This window comes from Microvirga sp. 3-52, assembly GCF_018383585.1.
In the GTDB taxonomy this organism is placed as follows: domain Bacteria; phylum Pseudomonadota; class Alphaproteobacteria; order Rhizobiales; family Beijerinckiaceae; genus Microvirga.
Window position 1 is genome coordinate 24,889 of record NZ_JAHAMK010000023.1, and the last position, 16,836, is coordinate 41,724.

Sequence of the window (16,836 nt, forward strand, 5' to 3'; positions counted from 1 at the left end):
GTACAAACATGACCCTGAAGAAACTGGGCCTCGCCGCCCTCCTCTCCTTTGCCGCCCTGCCCGCTCTCGCGCAGACGCAGACCATCCGCATCGGCGCCACGCCCGGCCCGCATGCGCAGATCCTCGAAGCCGTGAAGCCGATCGCCGCCAAGAAGGGCCTCGATATCAAGATCCTCGAGTTCTCTGACTACGTGGTGCCGAACACGGCTCTGGCCGGTGGCGACATCGAGGCCAACTCGTTCCAGAACCAGCCCTATCTCGACAATCAGGTCGCCGACCGCGGCTTCAAGATCGAGAGCGTCGCACTCACCGTGAATTTCCCGATCGGCATCTACTCGAGGAAGCACAAGAGCCTCGAGGCGCTGCCGAACGGGGCGACGATTTCGATCCCCAACGACCCGACCAACGGCGGCCGCGCGCTCATTCTTCTGCAGGATAAGGGCCTCATCAAGCTGAAGGAAGGCACGGGCTACAAGCCGACGCCGCTCGATGTCACGGACAATCCGAAGAAGATCAAGTTCGTCGAGATCGAAGCCGCTCAGGGACCACGCGTGCTCGACGACGTCGATGCCGCTGTCATCAACACCAACTACGCGACATCGGGCGGCCTGGATCCGGTGAAGGACCCGATCGCCCGCGAGAATCCGAAAGGTCCTTATGTGAACCTCATCGCGGTGCGCAGCGAGGACAAGAACAAGCCCTGGGTGAAGGCCCTCGTCGAGTCCTACCACACGCCCGAGGTGAAGCAGTTCATCGAGGAGAAGTTCAAAGGCTCCGTGCTCACCAGCTGGTAAGCGACGCATTCCTTCCGCATCCGAAGGCCGGGCTTAGAGCCCGGCCTTTTTCGTATGGAGCCCTCGGCATCCAACCCTGAATCGAGACTGGAAGTTCAACCAAGGCCGCCTTGACAAAGAGCCGGCTAAGCTTCCTCATCGGACAGTCCTAAAGGCAGAACCGAAAGTCGGGCCCATGCAGCCCGATCTCTCAGGAGGAAATCTCATGCGATTGTCACTGCTGGGCCTGGCTCTCACGACGACACTCTGCGCGCCCCCCCTCGTCGCTCATGCTCAGGCGCCGATCACTATCTATTGCTCCATTCTCGAAGAACAGTGCCGGGCGGGCGTTGCGGCCTTCGAGAAGGCCACGGGTGCGAAGGCCACGATGGTGCGCAAGAGCACCGGCGAAACCCTGGCGCAGATCCGGGCTGAAGCATCGAATCCGCGCGCCGATGTCTGGTGGGGTGGACCTGGCGATTCCCACATCCAGGCGGCCGAGGAAGGGCTGACGGTCGAATACAAGTCGCCCAAGCTGCCGGAGTTGCACGATTGGGCCCAGCGCTTCGCCCAGCAGGCCGGGTATCGTGCGACGGGAACCTATCTCGGCGCGCTCGGGATCGGCTACAACACGAAAGTGCTTGAAAGCCGCGGCCTGCCGGAACCGAAGTGCTGGGCGGATCTTCTCGATCCCAAGTACCGTGATGAAGTGCAAGTCTCCGACCCGAACTCGTCGGGCACGGCTTATGTCTTCCTGGCTTCGCTCGTCCAGCTGATGGGCGAGGACAAGGCCTTCGATTACATGAAAGGCTTGCACAGGAACGTCAATCAGTACACCAAGTCGGGAGCCGCACCCGTCAAGGCCGTTGCCTTGGGTGAAACCGGAATCGCCATCGCGTTCATGCACGATATGGTGACGATGATCGCCGATGGGGCTCCCGTCAAAACCCTCGCGCCCTGCGAGGGCACGGGCTACGAGACCGGTTCGATTTCAGTCGTGAAAGGCGGCAAGAACACGGACATGGCACAAAAGTTCGTAGACTGGGCCCTCTCGGCCGAGGCCCAGAAGCTGGTGGGCGCGGACCTGAAGATCTATTCCATCGCGTCCAACAAGAGCGCACCCGTCTCGCCGGACGCGCCGAAGCTCGCGGAAATGAAGCTGATCAACTACGATACCGCCAAATACGGCTCCGTGGCGGAGCGGACGCGCCTGCTCAAGAAGTGGGATGCCGAGGTCAAGTCGGCCCCGAAATAGGCGTGGGCGGACAAGGTCTCATGCAGAAGCCGGGCACGACGCCCGGCTTCTTGTGCATGTGGCCTATTTCTGGCGCGGCTCCTTGAGGTTTTCACCGGCGGTCACGAGTTCCCCGGAACGCTTCGCGCGGACGGCCTCCAGCAGAGTCCAGGCGGCGTTGCGCACTTCGTCCTGCACGGCCTGATCCTGATCGAGTTCCTCGTGGCTGGTGGCATAGGGTTTCCAGTAGCCGATATAGCGGTCGAATTCCGCTGCCCCGCCGGCGGGCACGAGGTCCATGGCGCGCAGCCAGTCGGAGAGGCTTCGGCGGACGCTTCCCGCGCCCTCGGTATCGCCATGGACGATGACGGAGAAGAGCCTGCCCTCCAGGTGCTTGGGATAATCCCAGCCCCTCAGCTCGAGCCCCTTCGCGAGATCCGTTTTCTTGCCCTGGGTCGAAGTCGGGTCCGGATTGCCGCCATCGGCGCAGACCAGCCGGTCCATCATCAGCTTCAAGGGGGATGAGACCTGATACCAGTTGACGGGGGTGACGATCATCACCCCGTGAGCCTCGACCCAGCGGGGATAGATCTCGTTCATCCAGTCCTGGGTCTGGCCGAGGGAGTAGTTCGGATAGCAGGAGCAGGGCCAGTGGCACAAAGCGGCGGCCGTCGAGAAGCAGGCCTTGCAGGGATGGATGTGACGGCCGTACTCGGCGGTGAGACGGCTCAATTCGAGCACTTCGACCTCGGTGTTGCCGGCACTGGCAAGAACCTGATGCGCAATCTCCACGAGGCGATAGCTTTTGGACATCTCGCCGGGACAGGTAAGTTCGCTGCGGGACGAAGCGGAGACGAGGAGAAAGCGGGCCGGACCCGTCCTGTCCTCGTGCCGCTTCCGCGCAAGGTCGATCGCCTCCTTCGCGGCGATCCAAGCGACCGCGAGATCGTATTCGGGATCGGCGAACCCTGGACCCGCCTTGCGGGTCTGAGGACTTTTCCGGTGATGGCTGTAGGCATCCCAGGCGGCATCGGCGACCCGTTGAAGCTCGCCTCCCAGCGGCTCGAAGGCCGGGTCCTGGAATTGCTGGAGAAACCGTTTCCGGAACTCACCTTCGTCGAGGGTCGGATCGGGCGTGCCCTTCCGCGCTTCTGGAACGGACAAGACGAGCTCCTGTTACAAGGAAATGGTGCCAAGCTTGGAACGCAGGCTGGCCATGCCGGTTCCGGGATGGCGCTGACCCGAGGCGATCACTATTTGCTTAGCCCGAGTGAGATCTACCTTCCCGCAGCACAATCAATGGAGCAGTCCATGTCGACCATACCCACGATCCGCCTGAACGATGGAAACGCCATGCCGCAATTTGGCTATGGCGTCTGGCGGGTCTCCAACGAAGAAGCTGCGAGTGCCATCGGCGAGGCCATCAAGGCGGGCTATCGCTCCATCGATACCGCTGCCATCTACGGCAACGAGGAAGGCGTGGGACAGGCCATCAAGGCCGCGCCAGTCTCGCGCGATGAGCTCTTCATCACCACGAAAGTCTGGAACGACCGGCACGGCTACGACGAGGCCTTGCGCGCATTCGACGAGAGCCTGGCGCGTCTCCAGCTCGATCACGTCGATCTCTATCTCATCCACTGGCCCGTCGCGGGCAGCGAGGCCTACCGCGATACGTGGCGTGCCTTGACCAAGCTGAAGCAGGATGGACGCGCGAAATCCATCGGCGTTTCGAACTTCATGGCAGAGCATCTGCAGCGGCTGATCGACGAGAGCGGCGTGACGCCTTCCGTCAACCAGATCGAACTGCATCCTCGCTTCCAGCAAAAGGAGCTGCGTGCGTTCCATGCGAGGAACGGGATCACCACGGAGTCCTGGAGTCCGCTTGGGCAAGGCACTCTGATCGCCGATGAAACTCTTGCCGCAATCGGCCGCAAGTATGGCAAAACACCGGCTCAGGTCATCCTGCGCTGGCACCTCGACAACGGCCTCGTCGTCATTCCGAAATCCGTGACGCCTTCCCGCATCCGCGAGAACATCGACGTGTTCGACTTCAAGCTGGATGCAGAGGATATGCGTGCGATCGAAGGCCTCGACGACGCCTCCGGCCGGGTCGGGCCTGATCCTGCGGTCTTCGGCTGACGATCGCCATGAATGCTACAGGCGGCCCTTCGCGGGGTCGCCTGTAGCCTCGAACTGCTTATAGATCGCTTCGGCAATCGGCAGGAGCTGCGTTCGATCCGCCTTCGCCGAGACGACGTAAGACAGTCCCTTATCGATCCAGGAGAATGCGGACACACCGCCCTTCTCTTCGAAGCGGAAGGATGTCTGCGCCTCGTTTCCCCCCGAGCGGGCATAGAGCGTGAGACGGCTGCCCCCCGCATCCTCGTACATGAATTGAGCGGCGGCTTCGCCGCCGTCGGGCAGCAAGCGACCACCGATGAGATGATAGCCCTGGGCATTCAGGTTCGGTGCGGTCAGCGGCTTGCCCACGCGGCGCGACAGCCATTGTACGAGATGCGCCTCCTGATCGGCGGGAACTTCCACAGGGTGCAACCGCTCGCCGACATAGATGCGATGCGCCGCAATGGCGTTGTCGGCAACGCTCATAGCCTCAGCCTGCATCGGCTGGCGGGAAGCCCACCACACTCCACCCCAGGTCCCAAGGATTCCGCCGATGGCGAGCCATGCCAACGCGGCGTAAGCAGCGGGACGGGCCAGCGGGGAACGGCGTCGGGCGGCAACGAGATTGGCAATGCGCAGGCGTGAAGGAATGGGCTCCTGAGCCTTGAAGGCGAGCCGCATGCGCAAGGCGTCGCGGTGCGCGATCTCGCGCTCGACCTGTTCGGCCGTTGCCGGATGATCGGTGAGATACGCCTTCACCGCCTCGAGCCGCGAAGGCGAGAGCCTCTCGTCGACATAAGCCTGCAGATCGTCTTCTCCGATGGGTCGCTCGCCCGTCACTTCACTCTCCTCAAGGCGGTGCTGCGCCTGGCCTCCATGAACTCTCGCAAGCGTGCCCGCGCCCGGCTTAAGCGTGACATCACCGTACCGAGCGGGATGTCCAGCACCCGCGCCGCCTGCTCGTAGGACAGGTCCTCGACTCCGACCAGCAACAGGATGGAGCGCTGCTCCTCCGGCAAGGCATCGAGGCCCTTCAGAACGTCGTGCAGACCGGCATGGCTCTCAGGGCTCATCCCGGGCGCGGGAACATCGTTCAGGGCTTCCTCTCCCACGTGGGTGCCGCGCGCCTTGCGCCGGCGCAGTCCGTTGATGAACAGGTTGCGCTGGATGGCGAAGAGCCAGGCTCTCAGATCGCCGTCGCGTCGCTGATTCCAGCGGCTGATCGCACGCTCCAGAGTGTCCTGGACGAGATCGTCCGCCGCTTCGCAATCGCGCAGAAGGGCCCAGGCGTAGCGGCGCAAGCCCGGGATCTGCGGCTCGAGAAGGGAAGCGATCTCGTCCAAGGTCAATTCTCACGCATCAGGCATCATTCAACGATGAACCTGCTCGTCCCACAAGCCCAGGGCATCGGCTCAAAAGTGGAAACCCCTTTTCGCGCGATGCGCTACGGCGCAGCAATATGCCAGACGTTGTTGACGCCATCGCCCGTGACTTCACCGGGTTTGGCGTCCTTGACCCAGAGATAGAGCGGCTTGCCCTTGTAGGCCCATTGCTTGGAACCGTCATCGCGGGTCACCACGCTCCAGTCGCCCGATGCGGCGGCACCGCCGGCCGCCATGAGCGGCGGCCAGTTCTGGGCGCATTGGCCGTTGCAGGCCGACTTGCCCGTCGTGTCGCGGTCAAAGGTGTAGAGAGTCATGCCCTTGGCGTCGACGAGAGCCTTGCCCTTGCTCGTATCCGCCACCTTCGCAGGGGCTGCGGTCTGCGCGAGAGCGGCGGATGCGGCGACGAGGGCTCCGGTCAGAATGGCGTGACGCAGAAACAGCTTCATGGGTGTCCTCCTGAGGTCGATGATGACCACCCCTCCAAGACACGCCACGCCTGACATTATTCCCGGCACCAAGAAAATTTCGTCACCGCCCCATCGCGTTGAAGCCGTTCTCGTCGATAGGCTCGCGCAGCTCGATGCGATGGCGGCCGTTGTCGCGGATCTGCGCGGTGCGATAGCGGCCGTCGAGCTCGTCCTCGGGATTTTGGAGAATCTCGACGCCTGCCTTCCGCAGGCGCTCGATCTCCTTGTCCACATCGGGGACGAGAAAACTGACCACGGGAGCCTTGGTCACCTGAACGGCCGCAGTCGTATTGGGCTCCGACGGCAGGATGTGATCGACCTCGGTGATTTCCAGCAGGAAGCCGCTCCGCTCCAGCACGGCCCGGCGCCCGGGAACGAGGCTCTGACTGCCGATCAGCCGAAACCCGAGCTTGTCCTGGTACCAACGCACGCTCTCATCGAAATCCGGCGTGCGGATGGAGGTGGAACTGGAGCGCGAGGGTGATGCCGACTGTGCCTGCGCTGGAGAACACTCCGCCACGTGAACGGCTGCGAGGCCGGCGAGAAGGCCGGCAAGAATGCTGCGCCGCAGGATGGTCAAGGCAGAGGAGCTTTGTTTCACGGGTAATCCCTCGTCGGCCGCCGGAACTTAGCCGTCTTCTCTCATGAACGCCCTTCAGTCCAGTTCGTTCTTCGAGCCTCAGGTATTCTCCGACTGCAACAGCTTGAGCAGCAGGGCCGATAGCTGTCCTGCCTCCTTCTCCCCGAGCCTCTCTCCGAAGAACCGGTTGATGGCAGCGCCGTAGACGGTCCACATGCGCTCCTGCAGCGCCCGCCCCGCTCCGGTGATCTCGACCAGCTGACGCCGCTTGTCTCCGGGAAAGGGGATGCGCCGCACCAATCCTTCGACCTCCATGCGGTCGAGAAGCCTCGAGAGGTTGTACTGCTCGAACAGCACCGCCTCCTCGATTTGGCGCGGGGTGAGCCGTCCGTTGGGCCCGCGCTTGAGCTCCAGCAGCACGTCGTACCAGTGCAGGGACGGGAATCCGGCGCCCTTGAGCTCCGCCTCGATGCGCCCCACCACCGTGCGCTCGGCGCGGATCAGGCGTCCCCAGGCCTTGATGACAGCGGCAGACGGTTCTTGCATCGGGGCAAACCTTCGCTGGTTTCTATGCAAGTGCATATAAATTGACAGGTCCATGCATTTGCATCAAAACTCTATGCACCTGCATGGAGAATTGCAATGTCACACGCTCGTCCTTCCGCTTCAGATTACGCGGCCCTGCTCCTGCGCGTCTCGCTCGGTGTCATGTACATCGCGCACAGCATCGTCCTGAAAGGGATAACCTTCACCCTGGCCGGCACGGCGCAGTACTTCGAGTCCCTGGGTCTCCCCGGTGTCCTCGCCTATGCGACATTCCTTGCCGAGTTCCTCGGCGGCGTCCTGCTCGTGCTCGGCGTGCAGAGCCGCTGGGTGGCCTTGGGCCTGCTGCCGATCCTGTTCGGCGCAGCCTGGGTCCATATCGGCAATGGCTGGGTCTTCTCGGCGCAAGGCGGCGGCTGGGAATACCCGCTTTACCTGATCGTCCTGTCCGTCGCACAAGCCCTCCTCGGTGACGGCGCCTACGCCCTCAAGCCGTCCAGCCCGCTGACGCTCGCTCCCGCGTCAGCCCCTCTCAAGTCCGCAGCCTGATCCTTTTTCAACCCTGGAGAAAACCCATGAAGCTCTACTACTATCCGGGCGCCTGCTCGCTCGCGCCCCATATCGTCGCCCGTGAGGCCGGCATTCCCCTCAGCCTGGAAAAGGTCGATCTCGCCAACCGCACCACCGAGACCGGGGCGAACTACGCGACCGTCAATCCGAAGGGCTATGTGCCGGCGCTGGGCCTGCAGGACGGCTCCGTGCTCACCGAGGCCAGCGCCATCGTCCAGTACTTGGCCGACCAGCAGCCCGGAACGGATCTGGCGCCGGCTCCCGGCACCATGGAGCGCTACCGCCTCCTGGAATGGCTCGGCTTCATCAGCACCGAGATCCACAAGGGTTTCGGCCCCCTGTGGAACCCGGCTACCCCGGATGCGGTGAAGGCCGCCACCAAGGAGCGCCTCGCCACCCGCTTCGCCTATCTCGACGAGGCCCTGGCCAAGCAGCCCTACCTGATGGGCGAGACCTTCACGATTGCGGACGCCTATCTCTTCACCGTCGTGAACTGGACCAACTTCCATGCGGTCGACATCTCGCCCTTCCCGAACCTGAAGGCCTTCCAGGCCCGCATCGCCTCCCGCCCGAGCGTGCAGCAGGCGCTGGAAGCCGAGGGCCTGGTGAAGAAGGCGGCGTAAGCGCTTCTCCGCTTTTCATACGAAGAAGGCCCCGGGGAGACCCGGGGCCTTTGTGTTGATCTGAACGGATCGGTGAACGATCAGACGATGAAGAAGTCGTCCGCCGTCAGCTCCGTCTTGGCCTTCAGCTGCGCGAACTTGATGGCTCCGTATTGCGTTCCCGAGCCGTCGGCATCGTAGGACAGGGCGCCTGTCCTCTTATTGAAGATGATGCGGTCGTCCGCCTCGGCGGCCTTCGCTCCGATGTGGAACGCCTCTTCCGACAGAGCGCCCTTGGCGAGCCGGCCGAAGATTTTCGATGAGAGATGGATCGCATCCTCCGAGGAGGAGAAATCGAGGATCCGATCCACGTTCGCCTTGCCGAGCCTGGTCGTGAAGGCGAACACGTCATCGCCCTCCCCGCCCGTCATCCTGTCCTTGCCGAGCCCGCCATTGAGATGGTCGTCGCCATCGCCGCCGGCGAGGATATCGGCCTTCCTGCCGCCCCGGAGAACGCGCGCCTCCGGGTGTGCGCTGGGCTCTGATGGAGCATCAGAGGGAAGGACCGTCACGCCGTTGGCCGTCACCGTGATGAGGAAATGCATGTCGAGCGACGCGCCCTTGGGGTCGCTGGCCCGCACGACGATGTCGAAGGACTTATCGCTCGGGGCGAACGCCTTGTCGACGAGAAGCTGATCACCGTGGATGCGGAAATGATTTCCGGGATTGGCGGCGAGGAAATACCCGAGCGCATCGCCATCCGGATCGACGCCGCTCAAACGGCCGACGAGAGCGCCGGGCTTGGCGCTCGCTTCAATGCTCGTGTCGTCGAGGCTGATGAAGGTCGGCGCAGAGTTGGTCGTCGCCGTCAGCGCAATCGTGCGGTCGGCGAATTGAGCGTATTCGATGCCTGTGAGGATGTCAGTGCCGTCGTGATAAAACGGATTAGTCTCTACGTCGCGTTTGTCGACAATTCTTACGCTACCATTGAATAGCCGTTCGATCATGTAGTCAGAGAATAGGCCATTAAAGCCCGCTATGTCGGTACCATCCCCGCCAGATAACTCATCGGAGCCTGCCCAGCCTCTTAGGACATCATCGCCACCATTCCCTTCAAGCGCGTCATTTCCTGAATTACCGGCAAGAGTGTTCGCGACCTCGTTTCCGATAAAGTGATCGGCCTGACTGCTTCCGGAGAGATCCTCGATGTTGCGAATGGTATCCCAACTGCCTGCTGTCGTTTGTTGACGTGTGGTTAATCTCAGGTCGACTGTCGTGCCCGCTTCATCAAACATGAGCAAGTCGACGCCAGCACCGCCATCAGCGAGATTTGTGCCTAGCCCGAGTGCGAAACATTCGGCTCCATCTCCGCCATAAGCGACATCGTCACCGTTGGAAAAATACACTGCGTTTGTTAACGTGCCGCCACGTCCATCATAAAGACTTGTCGTTCCTGCGGAAGAGTTGAGGATGACATATCCCTCGATACGGCCCGTGTTGACAATAATGGCTGGACCAGTCGAACGGATTGCGAAGTCGGTACCCCGAATGAGGCCAGAGTTCGTTACATTGAGAATGCCAGCAGACGTTGAGATTCCAGTCTCGCCAATGATCTCACCAGAATTGGTCACGAAGTTTTGTCGGCCAGCCATCGCTACGGCACCAGCATGTGCACCTGAAATGGTACCGGCATTGATCACGACGTTCGGTCTGCCATAGTCAAAATCATAGCTGAGCACCACACCGGCCAAGTGGCCCGATACCTCACCACGGGCTCCAACATTGACTGTTCCGTGGCTGTATATGGCTGTGCCAGCTCCGCTGAAGACGCGGCCATCCAACATCATTGTCGTTGCCAACCCGCCTTGAATGGCCTGTGTATACTGGCCATGCGCTGCGATCTCCGATCCGGACGCAAGGACGACTATGTCTCTATCATTCAGCAGGAGAGCGGTTTCGCCATCGCCATGGGTGGGCGGCAGTGGGTTGGCTGCGTCAATAATATGGACGGTCACAGGATGCTCCTAAGCGGAGGAAGGCAGTCCTTTATATGTTATATAGTTTTATAACTTAAGTGCTTTTAAGCACGTTGCAAAATGGATGATTTTACTCGTTCGACTATTGACACATTTCCAACCTGCCATTCCCGAGTGAACCACCCGGTTTCTTCCGCCCAAAGAAAAGCCCCGGAGTTTCCTCCGGGGCCTCTCGTTAAGTCAGTGCTGTTTAGCGAGGACTTGTTAGAAGTCCATGCCGCCCATGCCGCCCATGCCGCCGCCCGGCATGGCCGGAGCGGATTCGCGCTTGGGAGCCTCGGCCACCATGGCCTCGGTGGTGACGAGCAGGCCGGCCACTGAAGCGGCGTCCTGCAGAGCCGTGCGGACGACCTTCGCCGGATCGACGATGCCGGCCTGGAGCATGTCCACGAACTCTTCCGTCTGGGCGTTGAAGCCGTAGGTGTCGGACTTGGTGTTGTCGTTGATCTTGCCGACAACGATCGAGCCCTCGACGCCGGCGTTCTCGGCGATCTGGCGGAGCGGAGCTTCCAGCGCGCGCAACACGATCTTGATGCCGGCCTGGACGTCCGGGTTGTCGGTCTTGAGCTTCGCAACCGCAGCCTTGGCGCGCAGCAGAGCCGTGCCGCCGCCGGGAACGATGCCCTCTTCCACCGCAGCGCGGGTGGCGTTCAGAGCGTCGTCGACGCGGTCCTTCTTCTCCTTCACCTCGACCTCGGTCGCACCGCCGACGCGGATCACCGCGACGCCGCCTGCGAGCTTGGCCAGACGCTCCTGGAGCTTCTCACGGTCGTAGTCCGAGGTGGTCTCCTCGATCTGCGCCTTGATCTGCGACACGCGGGCCTCGATGTCGGCCTTCTGGCCGGCGCCGTCGATGATCGTGGTGTTTTCCTTCTCGATGCGGACGCGCTTGGCGCGGCCGAGCATCGGGAGCTGAACGGTCTCGAGCTTGATGCCGAGGTCTTCGGAGATCGTCTGGCCGGCGGTAAGGACGGCGATGTCCTCGAGCATGGCCTTGCGGCGGTCGCCGAAGCCCGGAGCCTTCACGGCGGCGATCTTCAGGCCGCCACGCAGCTTGTTGACCACGAGAGTGGCGAGAGCCTCGCCTTCCACGTCCTCAGCGATGATGAGGAGCGGCTTGCCGGTCTGAACGACGGCCTCGAGGATCGGCAGCATCGGCTGGAGCGACGAGAGCTTCTTCTCGTGGATGAGGATGTAGGGATCCTCGAGCTCGGCCACCATCTTCTCGGCGTTGGTGATGAAGTACGGCGAGAGATAGCCGCGGTCGAACTGCATGCCCTCGACGACGTCGAGCTCGGTCTCGGCGGTCTTGGCTTCCTCGACGGTGATGACACCCTCGTTGCCGACCTTCTGCATGGCGTGGGCGATCATCTCGCCGATGTCCTTGTCGCCGTTGGCCGAAATCGTGCCGACCTGGGCGACCTCATCGGAGGACTTCACCTTCTTGGCGCGGGACTGGATGTCCTTCACGGCCTCGGCGGTGGCGAGATCGATGCCGCGCTTGAGGTCCATGGGGTTCATGCCGGCGGCCACGGCCTTGGCACCCTCGCGGACGATGGCCTGGGCCAGAACCGTCGCGGTGGTGGTGCCGTCACCGGCGATGTCGTTGGTCTTCGAGGCCACTTCGCGCACCATCTGGGCGCCCATGTTCTCGAACTTGTCGGCGAGCTCGATCTCCTTGGCGACGGTGACGCCGTCCTTGGTGATGCGCGGCGCGCCGAAGGACTTCTCGATCACCACGTTGCGGCCCTTGGGACCGAGGGTGACCTTCACCGCATCGGCGAGGATGTCGACGCCACGGAGCATCTTGTCGCGAGCGTCCGAGGAAAACTTAACGTCTTTGGCAGCCATGGGCTATGCCTCCAGTTAAATTGGAAAACTTGGGATAGGGCTTCCGGCGGCTCGANAGCGTCCGAGGAAAACTTAACGTCTTTGGCAGCCATGGGCTATGCCTCCAGTTAAATTGGAAAACTTGGGATAGGGCTTCCGGCGGCTCGATTTAGCCGACGATGCCCATGATGTCGGATTCCTTCATGATCAGGAGATCCTGGCCGTCGATACGCACCTCGGTGCCGGACCACTTGCCGAAGAGCACGCGGTCGCCGGCCTTCACGTCGAGGGCAGCAATCTTGCCGCTCTCGTCACGGGCGCCGGGGCCGACGGCGACGATTTCGCCCTCTTGCGGCTTTTCCTTGGCGGTGTCCGGGATGATGATGCCGCCGGCCGTCTTCTCTTCGGCTTCGATGCGGCGGACGACAACGCGGTCGTGCAGCGGACGGAACTTCATGGAACTTCCCCTTTGACGATGGGCGCGGCCCCTCTGGCCGCACCGTGGTCTGCTGGCTGTTAGCACTGTTCGTTGACGAGTGCTAACGCTTGCGGCGAGATAGGCATATGCGAGGAGGGAGTCAAGACGCCTGCCTGAAGGTCAGCTTCAAAAAGTGAGGCTTGACGCTCCTTAACGGCGGGTCATGATCGTTTCATGACCGACCTGGAAGCCATCGGCAAGACCTGCTTTGCCCTTCATGCCCGCATGACGGCCCGGCTCCTGAGCCGGACCTACGAGGCGGCCCTGCGCCCCCTGGGCCTCAAGCTGCCCCAATTCGGCATTCTCGGCGCCATCGGCCATGGCACGACAGCCTCCGAGACCGTTCTGGCGGACCGCCTGGGTCTGGAGCGAACGACCCTGGTGCGCAACCTGAAGGTCCTGGCCGAGAACGGCTGGATCGAGCCCGTAACGGGGGACGGCCGGGGGCTGCGGCACCGGCTGACGCCTGCCGGTCAGGCCATTCTGGAAGCTGCCATCCCGCTCTGGCAGAATGCCCAAGACCAGTTGGAAGCCAAACTGAAGGACACCGATGCGGAGGAGGCCCACAGGGCCATGAGGGCCCTGCGAAGGGCGGCCTACCCCTCTTAAGAACCGTTGCGAAGCCTCCAAGCCTGCCATACTGTGTATCTGCACAGATGGAGACGGCGATGCTTGAGCGGGCTCACGGAATCGTATCACGGGATGTTCTGACGGCCGAGCCGGGGTTGGCCTTCCTGCGAAGCATGCTCGAAGGCCGCCACCCGGCTCCGCCCTTCTCGCGCTCGACCCATGTCTACATGACCCCTGTGGAGGAAGGCCGGGTGGTCTTCGAGGGCGAGCCGACGGAGGCCTTCTTCAACCCACTCGGCACGATTCATGGCGGGTGGACCTCAGCCATTCTCGACAGCGCCATGGCCTGCGCCGTCCACACGACCCTGGCGGCCGGCCAGGGCTACACGACGGTGGAGATGAAGCTCAATTTCGTCAGGCCGATCCTGCCGAACATGGGCAAGGTCACCTGCGAGGGCGTTCTGATCCATCGCGGCGGCACGCTCGCGACCTCCGAGGGCAAGCTGTTCGATGCCAAGGGGAGGCTTCTCGCCCACGGCACCGAAACCTGCATGATCTTCGATGCGGCTGCCCGCAAGGCTGCTTAACGCCTGGATGTCAGTATCGCTGCGCCGACGATCAGGATGCCGCCGCCGAGCGTCGCCCAGGTCGGGATCTCGCTGAACACGCCGTACCCGATCAGCACCGCCCAGATCAGGGCGGTGTATTCGAGCGGGGCCAGCCGCGCCGCCTCGGCCTTGGCATAGGCGGTCGCCATGAGCACGTGGCCGATCACGCCCAGCACCCCCATCAGCATGAACCAGGCCAGGTGCGCGTAGTTCAGGGGCTGCCATGCCCAGATGCCGAACGGCGCGACCAGCAGGAACGGCCCCATATTCTGGAAGATGACGATGTGCAGGAACTTGTCCCGCTGGGCGCGCTGACGCAGCAGCACGAGGCTCAGCGCATAGGTGATGGCCGACAGCAGCGCCGCGCCGACGCCCATCCACGAGCGGGCGGCACCAGCCTCCTCCGACTGGCCGAGGACGACGACGAGGGTTCCGAGAAACCCGATCCCGATGGCGCCGACGATCCGGGCATCGACCTTCTCCTTCAGCATCAGCATCCCGAACAGAGCGATGAACATCGGCGACAGGAAGGAGAGGACGAGGGTTTCGGCGAGCGGCAATTGCCCCAGGGCATAAAAGAAGCTCAAGGCCGTGATGACCGCGATCACGGAGCGGATCGCGTTGGCCGCGATGGTCTCGCGGTTCGGCCAGCCGGGCTTCAGGACGGCCACCACGCCAGCGACCACGAGGCTTCCGCACATGAAGCGCAGGAAGGCGACCTGGAAGGTCGGGTAATAGGCGGACATCCCCTTGATGACCGCGTCCATGATGGACAGAACCGCGATGCCTGCGGCCGCCCGCAGGGCGGGACCGAATTTCATGATGTCACGACGATGTGAAGGCCGGCATCCGGGATGAGCGCCAGCAAGAAAGGAGGCTCTTACAGCACTTTCCGGGAGGCTTCATCCTTCTTTTCAGGGCATCGACAGGAAAGCGATCCTCGGGCTTCAGCTTAAATTCATGGAGCTTGGCGGAAACAAAAGCCGCGCTTGCCGTTTATTCTGCAAAACACGGAAAACAGGATACTTCAATGCGTGCTTGGATCCCTTGCTCTGCAATGCTTTTGGCCGTCCTCCTTCCTGCCGCCGCCTCGGCGCAGCCGGTCTACAGAAGCGGCAATTTCTACGGCAATGCCTACATCGCTCCGGGCTACGATTATCCCTATGCGCGCGCCGAGGACGGTTATGCCGAGAGCTATCCCCTGGTGACGCGTCCGTCCTCCCGCGCCCGGGCCAATCGGGCCGAGCGCATGGCCGGCTATCCCTACGACGTGACGTCCACCGGCAGCACGGTTGCCTCCCTGCCGCAGGATTACGGGAACGGCACGGGCTACGACAACAGCATCGATTATGCGATCGCGCCGGAGTTCCAGCGCCAGCTCGTGTCCTATCGCGGCGCCGAGCGTCCCGGCACGATCGTCGTCGATACCAACAACAAGTTCCTCTACCTCGTTCAGGGCGGTGGTCGCGCCATCCGCTACGGCATCGGCGTCGGCCGCGAAGGATTCGAGTGGAGCGGACGCCAGACCGTTTCCATGAAGCGCGAATGGCCGTCCTGGCGTCCGCCGGCGGACATGCTGCGCCGCCGTCCCGACCTTCCCCGCTTCATGGAGGGCGGGCCGGACAACCCGCTCGGCGCCCGCGCGCTCTATCTCGGCTCATCGCTCTACCGCATCCACGGCACCAACGAGCCGCACACCATCGGCCAGGCCGTCTCCTCCGGCTGCATCCGCATGCTCAACGACGACGTGGTCGATCTCTACAACCGCGTGAAGGTCGGAACGACCGTGATCGTGATCTGATCGCGCCCGATCGACATTCATCGTCGTTCGTGATGGCCGGGCTTGCCCCGGCCATTCGCTTTTGAGGATCGCGGGACGTCTTCCTTCAAGGCGACACTGCCAGCCGCATGAGGGACGCCATGAACTACGCCTATCTCTTCGCCGCCATCGTCAGCGAAGTCATCGCGACCTCGGCCCTGAAGGCGGCCGAGGGCTTCTCGCGCTTCTGGCCGTCTGTCATCGTGATCGTCGGCTATGGGTTGGCCTTCTATTGCCTGTCCCTGACCATGCGCACGATCCCCATCGGCATCGCCTATGCGATCTGGTCCGGCGTCGGCATCGTGCTCATCGCTCTCGTGGGCCTGCTGTTCTACCGCCAACCGCTGGACGCACCTGCGCTCATCGGCATGGCGTTCATTCTGGCGGGCGTGCTGATCATCAACGTGTTTTCGAAGACGGCCGGTCATTGAAACAGAAACGCCCGCCATCCGGCGGGCGCTTCCGAAACCGATGACCCGTCCTCAGGCCCAATCGCCCTCGTCTCCGCCATCGCCGCCGAAGTCGGAGAAGTCGCCCTGATCTTCCTGCTGGTTCGCGTCCTGGTAGAGCGAGTCCGTGATGCCGGCATTGCCCGCATCAGCTGCACCCGCATCGGCCGCCTTGTCGGCTCCTCCGAGACCGGCCGCGGACGCCACATCGCCCAGGGGATTGTTCTCACCGCTGAAGGCGTGAGTCAGGGCATTGGCGATCATCATGCCGCCCGCAACGCCTGCCGCCGTCGTGAGAGCGGTCCCGAGGAACCCACCCCCGCCACCGCGCTGCATCATGCCGCCGCCCCAGGGGCCGGGCGCGCCACCCGTCATGCCGCCTTGGGGAGCACCGTAATGCTGCTGGGAGGGATGAGGCTGGCCCCACGGCGAGGCTTGGCGGGCCGGCGGCGTGTTGTAGGCCGGTCCCGGCGGACGCGATGCGCCGCCGCCGAAGATGCTCGACAGGAAGCCGCCCTGCTGCGGCTGGCGGCTGGCGTGATCGAGCGCGCCGCGCAGCTGCTCGTTCTCGGCCTGGAGATTGGCCAAGGCCTGTTCCTGAACGAAGACCGCCTGCGCCAGAGCGTAGGGCGCATAGGGCTGCTGACGCAGTTTCTCGGCGATGAAGCGCTCGGCCTCCGGATCGCGGGGCTGGTTCGCCACCTGCTCCAAGCGTCGGAAGATATCGCTGATGACCTGGCGTTCCTGATCGTTCATGGCATGCCTCCTTCA

At 62.9% G+C, this 16,836-nt stretch carries 20 protein-coding genes; 9 read left to right on the forward strand and 11 right to left on the reverse strand.

What is annotated here, in order from left to right:
* Nucleotides 1-8: 8 nt before the first annotated feature.
* Both KHP60_RS16960 and KHP60_RS16965 read left to right on the forward strand, forming a co-directional pair.
* Complete coding sequence (locus KHP60_RS16960) at nt 9-794, forward strand: MetQ/NlpA family ABC transporter substrate-binding protein (protein ID WP_213565510.1); 786 nt, start codon at nt 9-11, stop codon at nt 792-794.
* Nucleotides 795-999: 205 nt separating this feature from the next.
* Nucleotides 1,000-2,028: an ABC transporter substrate-binding protein gene (locus KHP60_RS16965; RefSeq protein ID WP_213565511.1), complete on the forward strand. Its 1,029-nt coding sequence runs from the start codon at nt 1,000-1,002 to the stop codon at nt 2,026-2,028.
* Nucleotides 2,029-2,091: 63 nt separating this feature from the next.
* On the opposite strand, the gene KHP60_RS16970 is transcribed toward KHP60_RS16965, so the two are convergent.
* Nucleotides 2,092-3,171 (reverse strand): flavodoxin family protein, encoded by a 1,080-nt coding sequence (locus tag KHP60_RS16970; protein WP_213565512.1) that lies wholly within the window; start codon nt 3,169-3,171, stop codon nt 2,092-2,094.
* A 147-nt stretch (nt 3,172-3,318) separates the two neighbouring features.
* On the opposite strand from KHP60_RS16970, the gene KHP60_RS16975 reads away from it, so the two are divergent.
* Nucleotides 3,319-4,146, forward strand: coding sequence for an aldo/keto reductase (locus KHP60_RS16975; protein WP_213565513.1), 828 nt, complete (start codon nt 3,319-3,321; stop codon nt 4,144-4,146).
* A gap of 15 nt (nt 4,147-4,161) precedes the next feature.
* Here KHP60_RS16975 and KHP60_RS16980 read toward each other — a convergent pair whose 3' ends face one another.
* The 5 genes from KHP60_RS16980 to KHP60_RS17000 form a co-directional block, all read right to left on the reverse strand.
* A complete protein-coding gene (locus KHP60_RS16980; RefSeq protein WP_213565514.1) occupies nt 4,162-4,968 on the reverse strand; it encodes an anti-sigma factor in 807 nt (268 codons plus the stop codon).
* Entirely contained in the window at nt 4,965-5,471 is a 507-nt protein-coding gene (locus KHP60_RS16985; protein ID WP_213565515.1) for a sigma-70 family RNA polymerase sigma factor, read from the reverse strand. The genes KHP60_RS16980 and KHP60_RS16985 overlap by 4 nt, the downstream gene beginning before the upstream one ends.
* A gap of 101 nt (nt 5,472-5,572) precedes the next feature.
* A complete protein-coding gene (locus KHP60_RS16990; RefSeq protein ID WP_213565516.1) occupies nt 5,573-5,959 on the reverse strand; it encodes a hypothetical protein in 387 nt (128 codons plus the stop codon).
* Between the two features lie 82 nt (nt 5,960-6,041).
* Nucleotides 6,042-6,581 (reverse strand): VOC family protein, encoded by a 540-nt coding sequence (locus KHP60_RS16995; RefSeq protein ID WP_213565517.1) that lies wholly within the window; start codon nt 6,579-6,581, stop codon nt 6,042-6,044.
* Between the two features lie 78 nt (nt 6,582-6,659).
* Nucleotides 6,660-7,106, reverse strand: a complete 447-nt coding sequence (locus tag KHP60_RS17000) for a MarR family winged helix-turn-helix transcriptional regulator (protein WP_213565518.1) — start codon at nt 7,104-7,106, stop codon at nt 6,660-6,662.
* Nucleotides 7,107-7,202: 96 nt separating this feature from the next.
* Here KHP60_RS17000 and KHP60_RS17005 point away from each other — a divergent pair, with 96 nt between their 5' ends.
* Both KHP60_RS17005 and gstA read left to right on the forward strand, forming a co-directional pair.
* Nucleotides 7,203-7,652 (forward strand): DoxX family protein, encoded by a 450-nt coding sequence (locus KHP60_RS17005; protein ID WP_213565519.1) that lies wholly within the window; start codon nt 7,203-7,205, stop codon nt 7,650-7,652.
* Nucleotides 7,653-7,678: 26 nt separating this feature from the next.
* The gene (gstA, locus tag KHP60_RS17010) at nt 7,679-8,296 is read left to right on the forward strand and encodes a glutathione transferase GstA (RefSeq protein WP_213565520.1); all 618 of its coding nucleotides are present in this window, start codon (nt 7,679-7,681) and stop codon (nt 8,294-8,296) included.
* An 80-nt stretch (nt 8,297-8,376) separates the two neighbouring features.
* On the opposite strand, the gene KHP60_RS25710 is transcribed toward gstA, so the two are convergent.
* From KHP60_RS25710 to groES, 3 genes are all read right to left on the reverse strand, one after another.
* Entirely contained in the window at nt 8,377-10,290 is a 1,914-nt protein-coding gene (locus KHP60_RS25710) for a calcium-binding protein (RefSeq protein ID WP_213565521.1), read from the reverse strand.
* A gap of 225 nt (nt 10,291-10,515) precedes the next feature.
* Nucleotides 10,516-12,162, reverse strand: coding sequence for a chaperonin GroEL (gene groL / locus KHP60_RS17020; RefSeq protein ID WP_213565522.1), 1,647 nt, complete (start codon nt 12,160-12,162; stop codon nt 10,516-10,518).
* A gap of 148 nt (nt 12,163-12,310) precedes the next feature.
* Nucleotides 12,311-12,598 carry a co-chaperone GroES gene (gene groES, locus KHP60_RS17025; protein ID WP_152711490.1) on the reverse strand — a complete coding sequence of 96 codons (288 nt, stop codon included), beginning with the start codon at nt 12,596-12,598 and terminating at the stop codon, nt 12,311-12,313.
* A 195-nt stretch (nt 12,599-12,793) separates the two neighbouring features.
* Between groES and KHP60_RS17030 the strand changes: the two genes are divergently transcribed.
* Together KHP60_RS17030 and KHP60_RS17035 are read left to right on the forward strand one after the other, a co-directional pair.
* Nucleotides 12,794-13,228, forward strand: a complete 435-nt coding sequence (locus KHP60_RS17030) for a MarR family winged helix-turn-helix transcriptional regulator (protein WP_213565523.1) — start codon at nt 12,794-12,796, stop codon at nt 13,226-13,228.
* A gap of 59 nt (nt 13,229-13,287) precedes the next feature.
* A complete protein-coding gene (locus KHP60_RS17035) occupies nt 13,288-13,776 on the forward strand; it encodes a PaaI family thioesterase (RefSeq protein ID WP_249688871.1) in 489 nt (162 codons plus the stop codon).
* Here KHP60_RS17035 and KHP60_RS17040 read toward each other — a convergent pair.
* Nucleotides 13,773-14,618, reverse strand: a complete 846-nt coding sequence (locus KHP60_RS17040) for a DMT family transporter (protein ID WP_213565525.1) — start codon at nt 14,616-14,618, stop codon at nt 13,773-13,775. The two genes, KHP60_RS17035 and KHP60_RS17040, sit on opposite strands and share 4 nt — an antisense overlap.
* Before the next feature lie 236 nt (nt 14,619-14,854).
* Here KHP60_RS17040 and KHP60_RS17045 point away from each other — a divergent pair, with 236 nt between their 5' ends.
* Both KHP60_RS17045 and KHP60_RS17050 read left to right on the forward strand, forming a co-directional pair.
* The gene (locus KHP60_RS17045; RefSeq protein ID WP_213565526.1) at nt 14,855-15,598 is read left to right on the forward strand and encodes a L,D-transpeptidase; all 744 of its coding nucleotides are present in this window, start codon (nt 14,855-14,857) and stop codon (nt 15,596-15,598) included.
* A gap of 119 nt (nt 15,599-15,717) precedes the next feature.
* Nucleotides 15,718-16,047 (forward strand): multidrug efflux SMR transporter, encoded by a 330-nt coding sequence (locus KHP60_RS17050; RefSeq protein WP_213565527.1) that lies wholly within the window; start codon nt 15,718-15,720, stop codon nt 16,045-16,047.
* Nucleotides 16,048-16,098: 51 nt separating this feature from the next.
* On the opposite strand, the gene KHP60_RS17055 is transcribed toward KHP60_RS17050, so the two are convergent.
* On the reverse strand, nt 16,099-16,821 hold the full coding sequence (locus KHP60_RS17055) for a DUF2076 domain-containing protein (RefSeq protein ID WP_213565528.1): 723 nt from the start codon (nt 16,819-16,821) through the stop codon (nt 16,099-16,101).
* Nucleotides 16,822-16,836 lie beyond the last annotated feature (15 nt).